Origin of the sequence: Pseudidiomarina donghaiensis (assembly GCF_900116895.1) — a bacterium.
GTDB classification, from domain to species: domain Bacteria; phylum Pseudomonadota; class Gammaproteobacteria; order Enterobacterales; family Alteromonadaceae; genus Pseudidiomarina; species Pseudidiomarina donghaiensis.
This window is the reverse complement of the sequence record NZ_FPCF01000004.1, coordinates 1-18703: the sequence shown is the minus strand read 5'-3', so window position 1 is coordinate 18703 and position 18703 is coordinate 1. Positions and strand designations below refer to the sequence as shown.

14 protein-coding genes and 1 rRNA gene are annotated in these 18703 nt (G+C 45.6%); 8 read left to right on the top strand and 7 right to left on the bottom strand.

Going from position 1 to position 18703, the window contains the following annotated elements; translation table 11 throughout:
• Window positions 1-2: 2 nt before the first annotated feature.
• Window positions 3-743 carry a glycosyltransferase family protein gene (locus BM334_RS08185; protein WP_092840687.1) on the bottom strand — a complete coding sequence of 247 codons (741 nt, stop codon included), beginning with the start codon at window positions 741-743 and terminating at the stop codon, window positions 3-5.
• A gap of 121 nt (window positions 744-864) precedes the next feature.
• Between BM334_RS08185 and BM334_RS08180 the strand changes: the two genes are divergently transcribed.
• The gene (locus BM334_RS08180; protein ID WP_092840685.1) at window positions 865-2466 is read left to right on the top strand and encodes a cryptochrome/photolyase family protein; all 1602 of its coding nucleotides are present in this window, start codon (window positions 865-867) and stop codon (window positions 2464-2466) included.
• Window positions 2467-2478: 12 nt separating this feature from the next.
• Window positions 2479-3012, top strand: coding sequence for a lipocalin family protein (locus tag BM334_RS08175; RefSeq protein WP_092840683.1), 534 nt, complete (start codon window positions 2479-2481; stop codon window positions 3010-3012).
• Here BM334_RS08175 and BM334_RS08170 read toward each other — a convergent pair whose 3' ends face one another.
• The gene (locus tag BM334_RS08170) at window positions 3013-4839 is read right to left on the bottom strand and encodes a DEAD/DEAH box helicase (protein ID WP_092840681.1); all 1827 of its coding nucleotides are present in this window, start codon (window positions 4837-4839) and stop codon (window positions 3013-3015) included.
• A gap of 325 nt (window positions 4840-5164) precedes the next feature.
• On the opposite strand from BM334_RS08170, the gene BM334_RS08165 reads away from it, so the two are divergent.
• The 6 genes from BM334_RS08165 (at window position 5165) to nspC (ending at window position 13910) form a co-directional block, all read left to right on the top strand.
• On the top strand, window positions 5165-6631 hold the full coding sequence (locus BM334_RS08165) for an NAD-dependent succinate-semialdehyde dehydrogenase (protein WP_092840679.1): 1467 nt from the start codon (window positions 5165-5167) through the stop codon (window positions 6629-6631).
• Window positions 6628-8001, top strand: coding sequence for an aldehyde dehydrogenase family protein (locus tag BM334_RS08160; protein ID WP_092840677.1), 1374 nt, complete (start codon window positions 6628-6630; stop codon window positions 7999-8001). The genes BM334_RS08165 and BM334_RS08160 overlap by 4 nt, the downstream gene beginning before the upstream one ends.
• Before the next feature lie 142 nt (window positions 8002-8143).
• Complete coding sequence (locus tag BM334_RS08155; RefSeq protein ID WP_092840675.1) at window positions 8144-9562, top strand: sodium-dependent transporter; 1419 nt, start codon at window positions 8144-8146, stop codon at window positions 9560-9562.
• A 3-nt stretch (window positions 9563-9565) separates the two neighbouring features.
• Window positions 9566-11479: a tRNA(Met) cytidine acetyltransferase TmcA domain-containing protein gene (locus BM334_RS08150; protein ID WP_092840673.1), complete on the top strand. Its 1914-nt coding sequence runs from the start codon at window positions 9566-9568 to the stop codon at window positions 11477-11479.
• Window positions 11480-11569: 90 nt separating this feature from the next.
• Window positions 11570-12769 carry a saccharopine dehydrogenase family protein gene (locus BM334_RS08145; protein WP_092840671.1) on the top strand — a complete coding sequence of 400 codons (1200 nt, stop codon included), beginning with the start codon at window positions 11570-11572 and terminating at the stop codon, window positions 12767-12769.
• 4 nt (window positions 12770-12773) lie between these two features.
• The gene (nspC, locus tag BM334_RS08140) at window positions 12774-13910 is read left to right on the top strand and encodes a carboxynorspermidine decarboxylase (RefSeq protein ID WP_092840669.1); all 1137 of its coding nucleotides are present in this window, start codon (window positions 12774-12776) and stop codon (window positions 13908-13910) included.
• Window positions 13911-13956: 46 nt separating this feature from the next.
• Here nspC and BM334_RS08135 read toward each other — a convergent pair whose 3' ends face one another.
• The 5 genes from BM334_RS08135 to rrf all read right to left on the bottom strand — a co-directional run bounded on the left by BM334_RS08135 (window position 13957) and on the right by rrf (window position 18541).
• On the bottom strand, window positions 13957-14709 hold the full coding sequence (locus BM334_RS08135; RefSeq protein ID WP_092840667.1) for a type III pantothenate kinase: 753 nt from the start codon (window positions 14707-14709) through the stop codon (window positions 13957-13959).
• Window positions 14699-15691, bottom strand: a complete 993-nt coding sequence (birA, locus tag BM334_RS08130; protein WP_092840665.1) for a bifunctional biotin--[acetyl-CoA-carboxylase] ligase/biotin operon repressor BirA — start codon at window positions 15689-15691, stop codon at window positions 14699-14701. The genes BM334_RS08135 and birA overlap by 11 nt, the downstream gene beginning before the upstream one ends.
• Window positions 15688-16689, bottom strand: a complete 1002-nt coding sequence (murB, locus tag BM334_RS08125; RefSeq protein ID WP_092840663.1) for a UDP-N-acetylmuramate dehydrogenase — start codon at window positions 16687-16689, stop codon at window positions 15688-15690. Before murB ends, birA begins: the two co-directional genes overlap by 4 nt.
• Window positions 16690-16778: 89 nt before the next feature.
• The gene (locus BM334_RS08120) at window positions 16779-18161 is read right to left on the bottom strand and encodes a hypothetical protein (RefSeq protein ID WP_126801846.1); all 1383 of its coding nucleotides are present in this window, start codon (window positions 18159-18161) and stop codon (window positions 16779-16781) included.
• Between the two features lie 266 nt (window positions 18162-18427).
• A 5S ribosomal RNA gene (gene rrf, locus BM334_RS08115) occupies window positions 18428-18541 on the bottom strand.
• Between the last annotated feature and the right edge of the window lie 162 nt (window positions 18542-18703).

The following is an 18703-nucleotide window of genomic DNA, read 5'->3' as shown; positions in this document are numbered from 1 at the left end:
ACTTAGCGCCAGTACTCTTTAATCCAAGTGGTTGGCAACACTTTGCGATACCATTTACCACTGCGTCCGGCCATCGCATCGTCAGGATGTGGTCGCCCGTGGAAAATAATCACTTTTGCGCCTTGTGGTATACGCGGCTGTTGGAAGAAGCTTAGCGGGAATGGGCGTAAACAATGGCGTTTGAAACTACGACACCACTGTGCTGGCCAATATTTTAACTTGCCTTGGCGCGCAACAAATTGGGTAATAAATTCTTGTTCGTTGCGCACATCTTTGCGCGAACCCACCGGGTCAGCTTTGAGATGCTCAAGTGCATCGACATGGGCGCCAATGTTGAAGCGAAATACCGATGTATTTCCTGTCGCATCTGACTTGTCCCATTCTTTAATAACTAAGAAGTCGCCTTCAGGCTCAAAGAACTCGTCCAAACTACCCACAATAACAATGTCGAGATCAAGAAATAGCGTTTGCCCTTGCAAATCATACAACGGCTCCGCAAAACAGGTTAACTTCAACCAACCATGCGCAAAGGTCCACGGCTTGCGTTGATCAAAGTCTTCAAAACCAATTTCAGGAATTGGCTTTACTTCAACTTCATCGCGAATACCTTCGGCGTCATCTGTAAAACACACAAAGCGGTAAGGAATTGAAATGTTACGGCTTACCATTGAATATAAAGTGTTCACATAGTCAGAGCCGTATTTCTTGCCCCATTTTATACAAATAATATTTACTGGTTGCATGTGTATCCTGCCTAGAAGGTTTGTCTATCTAACGCTGCATAATGCCAAATTTTCAGTGATCTCGCCACGTGAAAACGCGTAATTAGCTAATATAGCAAACAACTTAGCCAAATCTTAACTCATGACAACACCATTAGGCGATATTTCGGGCTGCCACACTGACCTTTCGGCACTGGCTACTCTACCAATTTCAGAGGTTGCATTAATACTTGGTGATCAACTCAATGCCAGCCATAGTTGGTTCAAAACCGTGAATGCAAAACGCCTATTTGTGCTGATGGAAATTAAGCAAGAAACTAACTACGTTACCCACCATATTCAAAAGGTAGTCGGTTTTTTTGCGGCCATGCGTCAATTTGCTCAGGCCTTGTCGAGTGCTGGTCATCAGGTGTTTTATTTCACGCTAGATGCCGATCACAACCAACAAAACATCGCCAGTAATTTAACCGCACTCGCAACAGTCATGCCGCAGCTTGAAGGGTTCTCTATACAGCAGCCAGACGAATATCGGCTCGATAAATATTTACAGGATTTTGCTGCTGAACAATCCATTCCGGTCGACTGGTTTGATACCGAACATTTTCTCTGCCAGCGAAGCGTATTAGATGATTGGTTTGGGCCGAAAAAACAGGTGGTTATGGAGAGCTTTTACCGCCGAATGCGCAAATCGACGGGTTATCTCATGAACGACGGCAAACCGCTTGGCGGTAAGTGGAATTATGACAAAGCTAACCGCAATAAATTACCCAAAGGACAGACGCCGCCCGCGCCGCTTTGTTTTAGTCACGACGTGAGCAAACTGGTTGCTATGCTTGAACTTCAAAACATAAAAACCATTGGTACAATTGACTCAAAGAACTATCTGTGGCCAATTAACCGTAAGGAATCAAGGCAATTACTTGATCACTTTGTCCGCTATTTATTGCCAAATTTTGGACGCTTTCAAGATGCCATGCACACCGACTATTGGGCGCTTTACCATGCGCGAATCTCATTTGCGTTGAACACAAAAATGTTGTCTCCACGGGAGGTTGTTGAGCGCGCCTTAACCTACTGGCAGAAACATCAAGAGGATGTAGACTTAGCGCAAATTGAAGGTTTTATTCGGCAAATTATTGGCTGGCGTGAGTTCATTCGCGCTATTTATTGGCAGCAAATGCCAGCTTATGCCGAATTGAATTTTTTCAATCACAGCAATGCCCTACCGGATTTTTTTTGGACCGGTGCGACGCGAATGGCGTGCCTTTCACACGCCATTCAACAGTCGTTAGATTTTGCTTATGCTCATCATATTCAGCGGCTCATGGTTACTGGAAATTTCGCCTTGCTATTGGGCGTCAATCCCACGGTTGTCGATGGCTGGTATTTAGGTATATATATCGATGCTATTGAATGGGTAGAGCTGCCAAACACGCGTGGCATGAGCCAATTTGCTGATGGTGGAATTTTGGCAACCAAGCCCTATATTTCAAGCGGAAGCTACATAAATAAAATGTCAAATTACTGCACGTCTTGCGCATATCAAGTGGACAAAAAAGTAGGTGAGCATGCCTGCCCGTTTAATAGCCTATACTGGAACTTTATTGATCAGCATTTTGACAAACTAAAAACCAACCCACGTATGGCACTGATGACTAAACAATGGGAACAGCGTTCTGAGTCTGATAAGAATTCACTGCGTGCTCAAGCTCAATTCTATATCGAAAATATCAACACGCTTTAAATAAGGACGGTTATGAAAAAATTGATACTGGTATTAGCCTGGGTCGTTGCATTAGCCGCATGCAGCAGTACACCAACGCCTGTTGCCCCGGTTGTTAACGACTTTGATGCACAGCGATATTTAGGCAAATGGTATGAAATACTACGCCTACCTCATTCATTTGAGGAAGGGCTTGAAAGTGTTTCAGCTGAATACCGATTAAACGCAGACAACAGCATTGAGGTGACCAATCGTGGTTATCACGTTGCTGATGGTGAATGGCAAACAGCAATCGGCCACGCCGTACCAGTTGATCATGCTATGTACAGGGTGACTTTCTTTTGGCCATTTGACGGTGGCTACTATGTCAGTTGGTTACAAACAGATGAGCAAGGTAATTACGAAGTATCTGTGGTTACCAGCGATAACCATGACTATTTTTGGCTACTTGCCAGAACACCGACTATTGCAGAAGAAACTATTGAAGAAATTAAAGCGCAAGCAAAAGCTTGGGGGTTTGAAACCGACCGTATGATCCGTGTTGATCATACGGCCGGTTCAAATTAATTACTGCGGGCGACGTGAACGACGTTCGCCTTGAGCGGCACCGCGAGGACTGCGTTCAGGGCGACGCGGAGCGCCTTTAAATGCAGGACGCTCACCAGCTGGTGGACGTGGACGACGAGTGATTTGTTCACCACTTGCAAGTTCCATATCCATCTGCTGCTGACGTACGCGTGCACGTTGTAATACGCGTAGCACGTTGGTCGGCATGCCTTTTGGCAACTCCACCAAGCTATGACCGTCAAACAACTGAATCTGGCCAATAAAGCGGCTATCAATATCACCTTCGTTGGCAATAGCACCAACAATATCTTGCGGGCGAGCACCGTGCTCGCGACCTACTTTGATTTTGTAAGTATCAAATTCAACGTTGGCGTCTCGACGATCACGCGAGTTGCGTTTTTCACGACCATCACGGCTATCACGACCGTCACGCGCATCGCGCTTACCACGGCGATCTGCACGCTCCTCAAATTTACGCGGTGCTGGGTCATCAGCAACAATCAGCGGACGCTGTGAGTTTTGCTGAGCCAACAAAGCGGCAGCAATTTGCTCAGCAGATAAGCCAGTATCAGCCTGCATTTTTGCAATAATCGCGTTCAATTCAGCAAATTCACCACCAGCTACCGTATCAACCAGTTGCTGCTGTAATTTCTGCTGGCGGTGCGCGCTCAATTCTTTGGCATTTGGCACTTCAAAGAACTCAATCGTACCGTTGGTTAAACGCTCATAGGTGCGCAACAAATGCTTTTCTTTATTGCGGTAGAACAAAATTGCTTCACCACTACGCCCAGCGCGACCTGTACGACCAATACGATGGACATAAGACTCGCTATCTCCTGGCAGGTCATAGTTCACTACGTGGGTAATTTCAGGCACGTCAAGGCCACGCGCAACTACATCTGTAGCAACTAAGATTTCAATTCGGCCACTACGCAGTTGAGCAACTGTTTGCTCACGCTGAGCTTGATTCAAGTCACCGCTTAATGGTGACGCTTTAAATCCAGATGCTTGCAACTGCTCGGTTACATCCATGGTATCTGAACGCGTACGTACGAAAATAAGTACTCGTTGATACTCAAGGGTTTCTAACAAGCGAGTCAGCGCCTGCATTTTGTTTAAACCACGCACTAACCATGCACGTTGACGAATAGTTGCTTTGGCTTTTTCAATCGCTGCAATTTGAATGTTAAGCGGTTGCTCACCGGCATCGTTGACCAAGAATGTTTTGGCTAGTTTACGAATTGCTGGTGGCATTGTGGCAGAAAATAGCGCACGTTGAGCCGTGTTTGGTACTGCCGCCATAATAGTTTCAATATCTTCGATAAAGCCCATATTTAGCATTTCATCGGCTTCATCAAGCACCGCTAAACGCAATGAAGATAAGTTCAGCACGCCTTTTTTCAATAGGTCAAGTAAACGCCCTGGAGTACCCACAACAACCTGAGCACCGCCACGCAAGGCTTTAATTTGAGGACCAAACGCCGAACCACCATAAACCGTTGCCACTTCTAAGCCACGCATTTGCTGAGCAAATTCGGTAACCGCTTCAGCAACCTGAATGGCAAGTTCACGCGTTGGTGCAACCACCAACATTTGCGTGCTACGTTCTTTGGTATCAATTGCGGCTAGACCAGGCAAACCGAAAGCAGCTGTTTTACCAGTACCGGTTTGCGCTTCGCCGAGCACGTTTTTACCGTCAAGCAAAGCTGGAATAGCTTGCAATTGAATTGGGGTTGGTTGGGTGAAAGACATTTTTTCTAGCTGTTTAAGCACAACAGCAGGCAGGGCCAAATCGGCAAACGATTGGCCAGTCATTACTTCAGACATATTTTTCTCACATGTTTCTGTACTGCATCTATTTAATTGGGGATATAGGCCCAGCTACAGAACACGATGAACACTCTGGCAGGAAATTAGGCGCTGTTTACCCCAGCAAATTCAGGGGTAAAGCCGCTCCCATCAATAGCGGTAATGACCCTGAGGCCGCGAACTATACGCTAAATGTTAAATAATAGCAAGGTAATCTACCATTGAAGTTCTTGCGTATAACCACAATACTCTAAGTATATATTCGAGAACGATAAATCTCAAAACACCAAAAGCACCTCAATCGATATGCTTGATTTAGGTGCTCAAACCAAGGGGAACGTTTATGACAACCCACCCGACTCACACTCTGCGCTCACTTATTCAAACAAATGCTTTTATTGATGGGCATTGGGTTCCTAGTGACAAGCGATTTGCAGTGACCAACCCAGCTAATCAGGACGTGCTGGCTGAAGTTGCCGATGGCGATGCAACATTAGCTGAACGAGCAATTGAAGCTGCCCATAAAGCACTCCCATTGTGGCGAGGGAAAACGGCGAAACAACGTGCAGACTTATTACGTAAATGGTATCAGGCCATGCTTGATAACAAGCAGTCACTTGGTGAACTCATGAGCCTTGAACAAGGCAAGCCGATTGCCGAGGCGATTGGCGAAATTGAATATGGCGCTAGTTTTGTCGACTGGTTTGCCGGCGAAGCCGAACGGTCGTATGGCGATATTCTGCCGATTAATGCAAATGACAAGCGCAGTTGGATTATTAAGCAACCGGTGGGGGTCTGCGCTGCTATTACACCATGGAACTTCCCTCATGCGATGATCACTCGAAAAGTAGCGCCAGCTTTAGCGGCGGGCTGCACAATTGTGGTTAAGCCGCCACAATTGACGCCGCTATCAGCATTAGCTCTTGCACAACTTGCCAGTGAGGTAGGTATTCCAGATGGTGTGATAAACATTGTCCCAACCACACAATCAAAAGCGGTTGGCGAGGTATTCACGAGTCATCCACGGGTGCGTAAGTTTACTTTCACGGGGTCTACAGCCGTTGGCAAAGCACTCATGGAGCAATGCGCCGGCACCATGAAAAAGGTTTCGCTTGAACTTGGCGGCAACGCACCTTTTATTGTGTTCGACGATGCCGATATTGAACTTGCCGTAAAAGAACTACTGGTTTGCAAGTTCCGCAATGCCGGACAAACCTGTATAAGTGCCAACCGAGTATTGGTACAAGACGCGGTTCACGATAAATTTGTTGAGCAACTGCAAACCCAAATCAACACATTGAAAATTGCTGCAGGCGATGCCGAAGAAGTTGATTACGGCCCCCTCATCAATCAAGACGCTATTGATAAAGTGAACGACCTTATCAACGATGCCAAGCAAAACGGTGCTAAAGTACTTGAAGGCGGTCGCGTATTGACTGAACTTGGTGAATTGTTTTATGCACCGACTTTAATTGTTGATGTGGACGCCTCAATGCGTATCGCGCAAGAAGAAATATTTGGCCCAGTCATTGCCATTCAGCGATTCAGCGATGAAGCACAAGGCATTGAGCAAGCCAACGCCACTCCATTCGGCTTAGCGGGCTACTTTTGCGCTCAGGACTATCGACGTATTCAACGCGTCAGCGAGCAATTAGACTGTGGTATGTTAGGCATTAATTCCGGCGCCATTTCGCATGCTTACAATGCGTTTGGCGGCGTGAAAGAATCCGGGATAGGCCGCGAAGGCTCGCGTTACGGCTTGGCCGAATACCAAGAAACCAAAAATATAACCTTAGGTGGTTTTTCATGAGTACAACTATCGCATCCTCGGTGCAACGCTTGCGTGCCACCTATGACAGCGGTTTAACACGCCCTGCTTCGTGGCGTGTCAAGCAACTGCAACAACTACAAAAACTGCTTGTTGAGCATGAGACGGCTCTGCTGGCGGCGTTAAATTCTGATCTCGGAAAATCAACCGCCGAGGGTTGGCTAACCGAGCTGGGTTATTTACATAGCGATATAAAACACACGATTAAGCACCTTAAAAAGTGGATGCGCCCGCAACGTGTAAGCCAGCCTTTAATGGCTTGGCCTGGGCGCAGCTACCGCTATCCTGAGCCATTAGGCGTGGTGTTAGTGATAGGCGCGTGGAATTACCCATTGCAGTTACTGCTCAGCCCAATGGTTGCAGCTTTAGCAGCTGGCAATTGTGTGGTGGTCAAACCGTCAGAACTTGCGCCGAAAACAGCTGAGTTACTCGACCGCTTACTTCCAGACTACTTATCCGCCGAGGCGGTTCAGGTAGTTACCGGCGATGCCACGGTTGCTACCGAATTGTTGCAACAGCGCTTTGACCATATTTTATACACCGGTGGTGGCCGCGTCGGTCGTATTGTTATGAAAGCCGCAGCCGAGTTCTTAACACCTGTCACCTTGGAGCTTGGAGGTAAAAGCCCAGCTGTGGTGCTCGATGATGCCGATATATCTGTAGCGGCACGACGCATTGCTTGGGGCAAATGGCTAAACGCGGGTCAAACTTGCATTGCGCCAGATTATGTTTTGGTGCACGAAAATGTTCATGACCAATTTCTTAGCGCTTTAAAGACCGCCATCCATGACTTCTTTGGTTCCGACCCGAGTACCTCTGAAGACTACGGTCGCATTGTTAACCAACACCATTGCCAACGTTTGGTCAGTTATCTTAATAACGGAACCGTCGCCGTAGGTGGGCAACATAATGTACAGGAACGCTTTATTGCTCCTACAGTATTAACCGACGTTAATGAGCAAAGCGAGGTGATGCAAGATGAAATATTTGGGCCAATTTTGCCAGTTTTGAAAATTAAGAATCTTGCCAGTGCTATTAGCTTTATTCGTGAGCGTGACAAGCCCCTTGCGCTTTACGGGTTTAGTTGCTCGCAGCGCACCTTACAGCAGCTGACCGAACAAACTCACGCGGGTAACCAGTGCAATAACGATACATTAATGTTTATGCTCAACCCCGAGCTACCATTTGGTGGTGTTGGTCCCAGCGGAATGGGCCGGTATCACGGGCGCTTTGGCTTTGAAACGTTCAGTCATGTGAAGTCCGTTATGACACGACCATTTAAAATCGACCCGAATTTTCGATACCCTCCATATACGTCGTTCAAGCAAAAACTTTTGCGTTGGTTCTCGTAACGCTCTTAAATTGATTGGACCAGTCGCGTTTAAAGCGCGATTGGTCTTCTTCACAACCCCGCATCACTTGCTCGCATGTAGCGCTTGCGCTAGGATTGGCCAATTTGCTAATCACTATAATAACGAAACGCAAGGGTTACCTATGAGCGCACAGCGCGAGCATTTCAGCTCAAAAATTGGTTTTATTTTAGCCGCAGCCGGCTCCGCAGTCGGTATTGGCAACTTAGTCGGCTTTCCTGTTGCCGCAACAAAAAACGGCGGCGGAGCATTCTTACTTATCTATGCAGCATTTGTATTGTTCATATGTTTACCCGTTATGCTTGCCGAAATGGGCCTAGGTCGGCGCGCTCAACATAGTCCCTATCGCGCCTATGCTGAATTAGGGCAAGGTTTAAACCGCTGGCGTATTGCCGGCTGGCTAGCCACGATTACGCCATTTATGATTGCCGTGTTTTATATGGTGATCACCGTTTGGATTTTTGGTTATCTCATACAATCATTTACTGGCAACCTAGACCAGCTAGCAACTGCGGAATACTTTGGCCAGTTTGTGAATGACTATAACTTTGTGGCGTATTTGGTTGGTGTCACGATTATTATTAACTTTATTCTCATTGGTGGTGTGCGCAAAGGCATTGAGCGAGCTTCAAAAATATTAATGCCGACCTTATTCTTGATGCTAGTGCTGCTCGTTATCTTCGTGCTTACGCTTGATAACGCATGGGCTGGAGTGGAATTTTACTTAGTACCCGACTTTAGCAAAATAGATGGCTCTGTCATTAACGGAGCCTTGGCTCAAGCCTTCTTTTCACTGTCTCTGGGCATGGGCATTTTAATTACCTATGGGTCTTATTTCCGCCGCAGTGACGATATCGTCACGTCTGGCAAGTTAGTTGCAGCTACCGATACGGCTGTTGCCTTTATCGCAGGCTTAATGACATTACCTGCTATTTTTGCGATATACCCAGAAACTAATCCGGAGTCATTGAGTGACTCATCGGTTAGTATGATATTTTCGTTCTTTCCGAATATCTTTTTAGCCCTCTCTCAGTCCATTGGTTATGCTGCAGCCAGTGTGGCGGCAACAATATTCTTCCTATTGGCTTTTGTAGCTGCAATTACCTCGCTGGTTTCAATTATTGAAGTACCAACGTCGTCACTCATGGAAAAGAAAAATATCTCTCGCAAACAAGCTCTTGTTTATATGGGGATTGCGCTCACGGTATTGACATTAATCGCCGCCACGTCATTTGGCTTAGTGCCGTTATTTAGTGAGTTCACAAGCTATGCCGGTTCAAGCAAGTCAGTATTTGATGTCATCTATGACGTATTTTACGACACGATTTTACCGCTAAATGGTCTGCTTATTTGTTTGTTTGTTCGCTTCCGTTGGAAACGTGAGCAACTGACAGCTGAACTAAGCGAGGGTAATGCAAACTATAAAACGTCGTGGTTAGAAAAATACGTAAGTTTTGCCATTGGTACATTCATTCCGTTAATACTTGCGGTGGTCTTTACCAATACCGTGCTCACTAAGTTTTTCGGTTACTCGTTTTTATAGCTTATGGGCCTACGTCGAATTACTCATCATTTAAAGACTGCTCGAGTACGAGCGGTCTTTTTGTTCGACGGTCCACCGGCATGGTTGCAATATCATAAGCATGCAATCTTCGCTAACGATGAGAATACACTGTACCTATCTGATCACGACGAAAAAGCAATTCCAGTGCACCGCTATCGAGATTATCTGGGGTCGAATAATAACTTTGTTTTACTCGAATTTGCCAAGGTCATTCACGCCGACGCGTTAGCTGCTCTAGCAGGCACAGTTAACGGTGGTGGCATATTATTTGTGTTTTTACCAACCGAAGATACGCCTTTCAAACAACGCGTTCTTTCGAGTACAGCTAATTACGAACGCATTGAAATCATTCGACCTGACAGTGACCTCAAACAATTAACCCAGCAAATTTTAGCAAGCTATTTAGTGCCAGATGACGCCCCTACTGTACCTTTAGCTAGCCAAAAGGCGATAGTGGATAGCATGATTGAACTGCCCGGAACCTGTCATCTGCTTATGGCTGATCGTGGGCGTGGCAAAAGTACAACGTTAGGTTTGGCTTGCCAAGCATGGATTCGTCATTACCGAGGTCGGGAACTTGTTGTTACCGGTCCGAAGCCATCGTCGGTGTATACGCTGCTTGAGCATGCGGCTAGCTCAGTACGGTTTGTCCCGTGGGACAAATTATTGACTGAGTATCCCGACCAGAGCGTACGAATTATTATAGACGAAGCTGCAGCAGTGCCGATGCATGTCCTACAGCAGTTGGTTCAGCGATTTACTGTCTGGGCCATAGCCAGTACCGTCGATGGCTATGAAGGTTGTGGTCGAGGCTTTGCTGTGCGCTTTTTGGACTGGGTACAACAACAAAGAATTTGCAAAGTGCATGAACTTTCGCAGCCCGTACGTTGGTCAGTACAAGACACCTGTGAGCCCTGGCTAAACGATTTGCTGCTCATGCAAGTCAGCTCCGAAAATGAAAGCTTATTAAAATTTGATACCGATCTAGCTTTAACGTATCAACACCTTCACGCAAGCGAGCTAAGCGAAGGCGATTTATCAGCGGTTATTACCCTGCTTTTAGAAGCTCATTACCAAAGTAGCCCCAACGATCTGCGCTTGCTGTTGGATGACCCCCAGCAACGACTTGTCATCGCTAAACGCCAGCATGTACTGGTAGGTGTCATTTGGTATTCAATAGAAGGCGAGCTTCCGCCTTCGTTGCACGAAGACATTAGAATAGGTAAACGACGTCTTAATGGCCATATATTACCCCAAGCCGTCGCTTTTTATTTGCAACAACAAGACGTTTTGAGTTGGCGCTGGTGGCGCGTGACACGAATTGCCGTTCACAATAGTGTGCGACGTCAGGGGATAGGTTTAAACCTGTTAGAACATTTAAACCAACTTGGCAAAGAGGCGAGAGTTGAGTCTCTCGGCTCAAGTTTCGGGGCAAGCCCTGAGGTTCTCGATTTCTGGTCTCAAACCCCGTACAAATTAATTCGAATGGGCCGTAAACTAAACATGGCTAGCGGATATCCAAACGCGATTGTTGCCTTCGGTTTCTCTTCATATGGTAAAGAACTTGTCAAAACACTTCACGAATACGCTCATGCTGAACTTGATTGGAAACGCCACCTCACAGTAACAGTTTCAAGCGAAATTCATAAATTAGCGCGAGGAATTCTCAATGGCTTCGCGTACGGTAATTTACCCTTCACTGAAGCACAATTTGCTTGGAGCGTTTGCGACATGAAAATGCCCATCAAAACTGCCGGTTTGACTATTCCCGGTCAAATTCTAAATGCAACCGAAGACCTTGCACGCCTTACCCAACGCTATGGTTATAGCAGCCAACAGACCATGCAAAACCAGTTACGCCAAATAGCTCGCGAATACCTCGAACTTACACGTTAATCACTGTAAAATAGCGCACCAAAATATGCTGATGTAGCAATTGTATGCTATCGTTTAGCCTTTAAGTTCCCAAAGAAAAAGGGTTTATTCATGTCTCGAGTATTAATTATTGGTGCTGGCGGCGTTGCCGGCGTAGTTGTAAAAAAATGTGCCATGTTGCCTGAGTATTTCTCTGAAATACATTTGGCTAGCCGTACCATTTCAAAATGCGAAAAGTTACAAGAAGAAGCCGGTAAAGATCGCGTTGTCGGTGTTTATTCTGTGGATGCCGACAACGCAAGTGAAGTTGCAGAGCTTATTCGCAAGGTTGAGCCTAGCTTGGTGATAAACGTTGCTTTGCCTTATCAAGATTTACCTATTATGGATGCCTGTTTAGAAACTGGCGTACACTACCTTGATACCGCCAACTACGAACCAAAAGATGAAGCCAAATTCGAATACTCGTGGCAGTGGGCATATCAAGATAAGTTCAAAGAGAAAGGCATTATGGCCTTACTTGGTGCTGGTTTTGACCCAGGTGTAACGAACGTATTTACCGCTTACGCAGCGAAGCACTATTTTGACGAAGTTCATTATTTAGATATTGTCGACTGTAACGGTGGCGACCACGGTCAAGCCTTTGCGACAAACTTTAACCCTGAAATTAACATCCGCGAAATTACCCAACGAGGTAAGTTCTGGGAAAATGGCGAATGGCATGAAACAGATCCAATTAGCGTTCGTGAAGACCTAGACTATCCAGGTGTTGGCGTTCGCGCATCATATTTGTTGTTCCATGAAGAGTTAGAATCGCTAGTTAAGCACTTTCCTACTTTAAAACGTGCACGTTTTTGGATGACCTTCGGTGAGCAATATTTAACACACCTGCGGGTACTCGAAAATGTCGGCATGACCTCAATTCAGCCTGTTGAATTTCAAGGTCAGAAAATTGTGCCTTTAGAATTCTTAAAAGCTGTTTTACCAAACCCAGGTTCATTGGCCGAAGGCTATACGGGCATGACCTGCATCGGTACTTATGTTACCGGATTAAAAGATGGCAAAGAAAAGACCATCTTTATTTACAACAATTGTGATCACGCCGTGTGTAACGCGGAAGTTGGTGCCCAAGCCGTTTCTTATACAACCGGTGTGCCAGCTATGATTGCAGCATCGATGATGTTACAAGGTCACTGGATGAAACCTGGCGTTTGGAACATGGAACAGTTTGACCCTGACGAATTTATGAACCGATTAAATCAATACGGTTTACCATGGAAAGTAGTCGAAACTGAATCACCATTTAAGCGATAAACAAATGGCAAATCCATACATTAATAGCGCTATCCCTTCGCCTTGTTACGTTTGTGACGAGGCTGCGCTTGAGCGCAACCTTCAGTTGATGAAGCGTGTTCAAGAAGAAAGTGGTGCACACATCATTCTTGCTCTAAAAGGGTTCTCCATGTGGAGTACCTTTCCTTTAGTGCGCGAATATTTGCGCGGCTGTACCGCTAGTTCGGTATGGGAAGCACGCTTGGCGGCTGAAGAGTTTGGCCGCGAAGTGCATGCCTACGCTCCCGCGTACAAGCAATCAGATATAGACGCATTATTACCGATTGTGCACCATATATCGTTCAATAGTCTATCGCAGTGGCAAAGGTACCGAGAACAAACTGTAGCTGCAGGAGTTTCTGCCGGTTTAAGGGTTAACCCAGAACACCAAGAGGCTGAAACTGAGCTATATGATCCCAGTGCGCCTGGCTCACGCTTAGGTATTCGAGCCTCGGAATTGAACGGTATCGATTTAACCGGCATCGAAGGCCTTCACGTTCATAATCTGTGTGAATGCGACTCCTATGCACTGGAACGCACATTAGAAGCTGTAGAGAGCAAGTTTGGCGACCTATTGCACAACATGAAATGGCTCAACCTTGGAGGCGGCCACCTAATGACTCGCCAGGGTTATGATGTGGAGCATTTAATTTCTCAACTCAAGCGCTTGCAAGAAACTTACGACCTACAAGTTATCTTGGAGCCGGGCTCTGCCGTTGCTTGGCAAACAGGCCCGTTAATTGCCGAAGTTGTGGATATCATCGAAAACGAAGGGCAAATTGCTTTACTGGATATTTCCGCCACAGCCCATATGCCAGACGTGCTTGAGATGCCATACCGTCCGACAATTACTGGCGCTCGAGAGCCAGGGGTTTTGCCTCATACATATAAGCTAGGCGGTAATTCGTGTTTAGCAGGTGACGTTATTGGCTTATATAGTTTTGCAGAGCCGCTAAAACCTGGAGACCGCGTTATTTTTGAAGATATGATGCATTATACAATGGTCAAAACTTCATTCTTCAATGGCGTTGAACATCCAAGTATTGGTATTTTGCGACGCGATGGTAGCTTCGATCTTATTCGTAAATTTAGTTACGAAGACTTCCGAGGTCGTCTATCTTAATCACCGAATTCAGCTCAATATTATAGCCGAAATGAAAAAGCACAGCCTAGGCTGTGCTTTTTTCTTGCCGGGCATAACAAGCAAGCCCTTGTAATACCAATTCAGTCCGAATTTCACCTCGCCGCTTTATGTCTACCGGCAATAGTGGAATAGAACCGCCACTTAATAAAATCCGATAATCAAACCAGTCTAATTCTGTCTCCGATACAGCCATAGCCTGGCGAACAAGGCCGACAAAAGTGTTCACACAACCATTGAGTAAACAATCTGGTGTGCTTTGTCCTAATTGCTGGGCCTTCCCCCATTGCTCGTGGCTATCATTAAAAACATTTGGTGCGCGTTGCGTTACTGAATTCTTCATAAGCTCGACGCCTGGGGCAATCCATCCACCCAAGTGACTCCCTTGTTCGTCTATCCAGTCGACCGTAATAGCGGTACCTGCGTCTATAATCACTGCTGCCTTTGGCTGTTCGTCATAAGCTCCAACCATTGCTAACCAGCGATCAACTCCCAAATTTGTTGGCTTCTCATAAGCATTTGTTACACCAAAAGCCGCCTTCTCAGACTGCACTCGAAATACCTTGCTTTGCTGATGTGCTGAAAGCCAAGCTGCTAACTTGTCGTTCTGTTGTTGACCGCTTACGACCGCCACCCAAACACTGTCGAGCTCCATAGCAATTGGATGATGGTTTAATTCTTCATAATCAGCATTAAACCATGGTTCCAAATGTCCTTCTGTATCCATTAGTGCCGTTTTTACGCGTGTATTACCCGCATCAATCAATAATTTATGTGCCATGTCGTAGGCTTACCTCTCCAGCATGATATCGTTCGGTAGTACCATTTCTGGTTACAAGAATTGCCCCAGTATCATCAATACCGGCAGCAATACCATCAATTTCTCTATTTCCCATAATAATGCGCACCGGCTGACCTTGTAATCGGTCAAATTGCTGCCAACGCTCGATAAAACTTGTTAGCCCGGTTAACTCATATTCAGCTAAACATTCGCGACATTTCATCAATAGCTTTGCCGCCAATTGATTTCGCGAAAAGCTCGCTCCTAGATGATGACTAATATCGGTCCAAGGCTGGTCTATCTCTTGTTGCCATTGCGGAGGCATGGTCAAATTTACCCCAATACCTATAATTGCATGCGCAACGCCCAAGGCTTGCCCTTCGAGCTCAACCAAAATACCGGAAATTTTTTTGCCATCAACAAGAAGATCATTGGGCCACTTCAATTCAACGTTAGGTACGCCGAAATCGCTAATAACTTGAGCCACGGCGGTACCAAGCGCAAGACTCAAGCCCATTGCTGCCGACATACCTTGGTCTAATCGCCAATAAATACTCATGTATAAATTAGTTCCAAATGGCGATATCCAACGCTTTCCGCGACGGCCACGTCCCTCTGTTTGGGCTTCGGCAAAAACGGTATAGCCATTGGACAGAGTAAGCTGTTGCAGGCGTTCCTTGATCACGTCGTTCGTTGAGCCAACAACGCGCTCAACATCAATTGAGCTGGCTTCGTGGTCTTTATCTGCGCAATATGCTTGAATGCTTGAAAGTTCAATAAGTTGAAGTGGGCTTTGTAGACGATACCCTTTCCCGGTGACACGAAAAACATCGATACCAAGCTTCTGCACGTCGCGTATATACTGACTAACCGCCGTACGCGACACCCCTAGCAAATCGCCGATAGTTTCACCTGAATGAAAGTGCCCATCACTAAGTTGCTCTATAACTGTAATGACTCTCTCGCGACGCTGCTGCTTCATAACGTGATTAATCCTTGTCGACCGAGTAAGCGAACTTCAGCTTCAAGTTCTACCCCGTATGCTTCTATTACTTTACTGCGGACTGTTCTAGCCAACAAAAGCAAGTCTGTCGCAGATGCCCCACCTAAATTAACCAACACCAAAGCTTGATTCGCATGCACGGCCGCTTGACCGATACTAAAACCTTTTAACCCTAAGTTATCAATTAACCACCCTGCTGCAAGCTTAACCTTGTTGTCACCAAGATCAAAATGCGGCATTTTCGGATATTTCTTTAATAGCTGGTGCAGCTCAGCCAAACTGACTATTGGGTTTTTAAAAAAGCTTCCGGCGTTGGGTATTTCTTCAGGGGCAGGTAGCTTGCGTTGCCTCGTGGCAATTACTTCTTTAAATATTTGCTGCGCAGTCACAGGCGTACCTAATGCCCGAAGCTCGCCATAGCTCACTTCGGGTTGCCACTGCTTAGGAATAGCAAATTTAACTTCAACAATTAGCCATCGACCTGCATATTTTTTAAAAATACTGTCACGATAGCCGAAATTACATTCTTGGTTCGAAAATTCTACTAATTGCTTTGTTTGCCTATCCCACGCCTGCACAGTCTCGATAAACTCTGATACTTCACGGCCATAGGCGCCGATGTTTTGTACCGGTGCAGCTCCAACCGTCCCCGGAATCAACGCTAAGTTTTCAAGCCCCAAAACACCTTGGTTAAGCAGCTCAGATACCAAGTGATGCCAGTTTTCTCCGGCTCCAACAGTAACCTGCCAATGTGTTTCTGATTCTTTTACCGAGAGTCCCTTGAGTTCAACTTTAACAATTGGAAGTTCAAAGTCACCAAGAAAAATTGTGTTTGAACCTTCTCCAAGTATATAAGCCTGTTGAGGTAAGGCACTTAGCTGTGATGTGTGCTTTAAAGAAATAACTTCATGCGCTTTGCCGTGCAAACGGAAGCTATGTAATGGCTCGAGGTCAGTTAAGAAGTAAGTTTGATTCATTGAATAATTATAAGGCTCTTCGTTACAAAACCCAACGAGATTATCGCAGCAGACAATTCGAGCTTCAGTTAAAGTCTTAGCAAGTAGTATTAGTCCACAGAGTCACTTTTAATTTTAGAAAGTTCTACGTCTGCTTTCTCAACAGTAATACGAATGTTTCCTTCCCCTTCGAATTGGCAACCTGTTGCCTCTATATCTTCTGCGCGGGCACTATAGCTTCCTAAACTCAAAGCTTTGTCATCGATTTTTATAGTGTCAACAAACAACGCAAAGGTTGATTTACTGACCCCAAGCTCAGACGACAGACTCGCTGTTTTATGCAGTAAAACATTTTCGCCCTCAACACTGATTCGCACATTATCTGCACTCGCATTGAAACGATATATATTGGGCAGCAAAAGGCCCTCGGGAAGACTAACAATTTGTTTAGCCGCAAAGCCGTAATCAAATTCATCACGAGACGCATTATCGAGTTCAAAAGTGACTTTGAACGCATATTCCTCAGCTATATTATTTAAACGTTGCAGAGGCTGTATCGGTATCTCAAATCGTTTTGAAGCTGTCAATTCGTCGCGATAGGCTTGGCTTGTTTGTAATACCTTATAGGTCTGCAATGCTATATCAGTACTAACAGCATAATGCTCATTTAGAATATCAAAGGGTGACTTTCCAAGTTTGATCGCTTGCTGCCAATTAGGAATACTTAAACGATGCACTATATCGCTAATTGCAGCTCCGGTTCCGTATAAACGCTGTGAAAAAAATCGAGCAGATAAATCCCCGCCAATTTCTTCGCTACTCGATTGCAACCGGCGAATCATTACCGGCGTAACATCGTGCAAAAAGCCGAGCTCTTTCATGGCGTAGAATTCAAACCAGGTCGCGGTTCCTTCTGAACGTTCAATCGCATTCTCGTTTATTGAGAAGCTTTCTGGCATCAACTGGCTCCGTACATTTCGGTGTGCAACATAAGACGTGATGAGATCATTACGAACATCAGTTTCATCAAACCGTTCTAATATGCTTTGCAATAATCTTCGTTCAAATCGTACTGCAGCAAAAACTTCATAAGGAGGTAGCTCACCGATATCAGCATAAGCAAGTGTATCCGACCTATTATCCACGAAATGTTCGCGTTGAAAGCCGTGAAAATCTTCGTGAAGAATCAATGCGCTAAGCGCTAGATAATTTTTCCGTGCACCAGCTTCTACAAGAGTTGCTCTAACTTCCGGGGTAATTTGCGCGTTGATGTGAAAGAGACCATTAAACTGAGCATATGCTTTCTCACTTTTCCAGAGCCCCTTTTCTACTTCAATAAAATCGTTGTCGGGTAACTCATCTGCCTTTAAATAGACAAATTTATCTGAGTCAATGAAGCCAAACCGTCTTTGCTCGGCATCGTAACCCATCCAAACTTGTGATAATCGAGCTTTATTGGCATCTATGCGGTCTAGCATTGACCGCTCTGTCATTGTGGAGCAACCAGTCAATACTGCCAGCAATAGTATTCCAAGCCCCCGAAAAAGCATAAATACAGCCCTGTTATTTTTATTGTCTACCGATTTAACAACAAATTTGGTGGCAATTGAAGAGCGAGAGCGATATTAACGAAGAGCAAAGGCGATATTAGCTATTAGATATTTGATATTAGCGAACAGCGCAGCGGACCAATCACGCTTTTGGCTTTCCCAAAACGAAAAAACCCCGAGCGTTAGCTCGGGGTCTCGTCGTAATTAAAGCCTGGCGGTGTCCTACTCTCACATGGGAACTCCCACACTACCATCGGCGCTGAAGCGTTTCACTGCTGAGTTCGGAATGGATCAGGTGGTTCCACTTCGCTATGGCCGCCAGGCATAAACTGTTAAACAATATGAAGGCTGATTGTATTCTGTATAAGGTAATGATGACCACTCTACATGATTGGAGCATCGCTCCCCGGCGTGTAACGCCGGGCTACGTCAGACGTAGCATCCATTTTAATAAAAGCTCGAACTTGTGTCTGGCTTACAGCCCT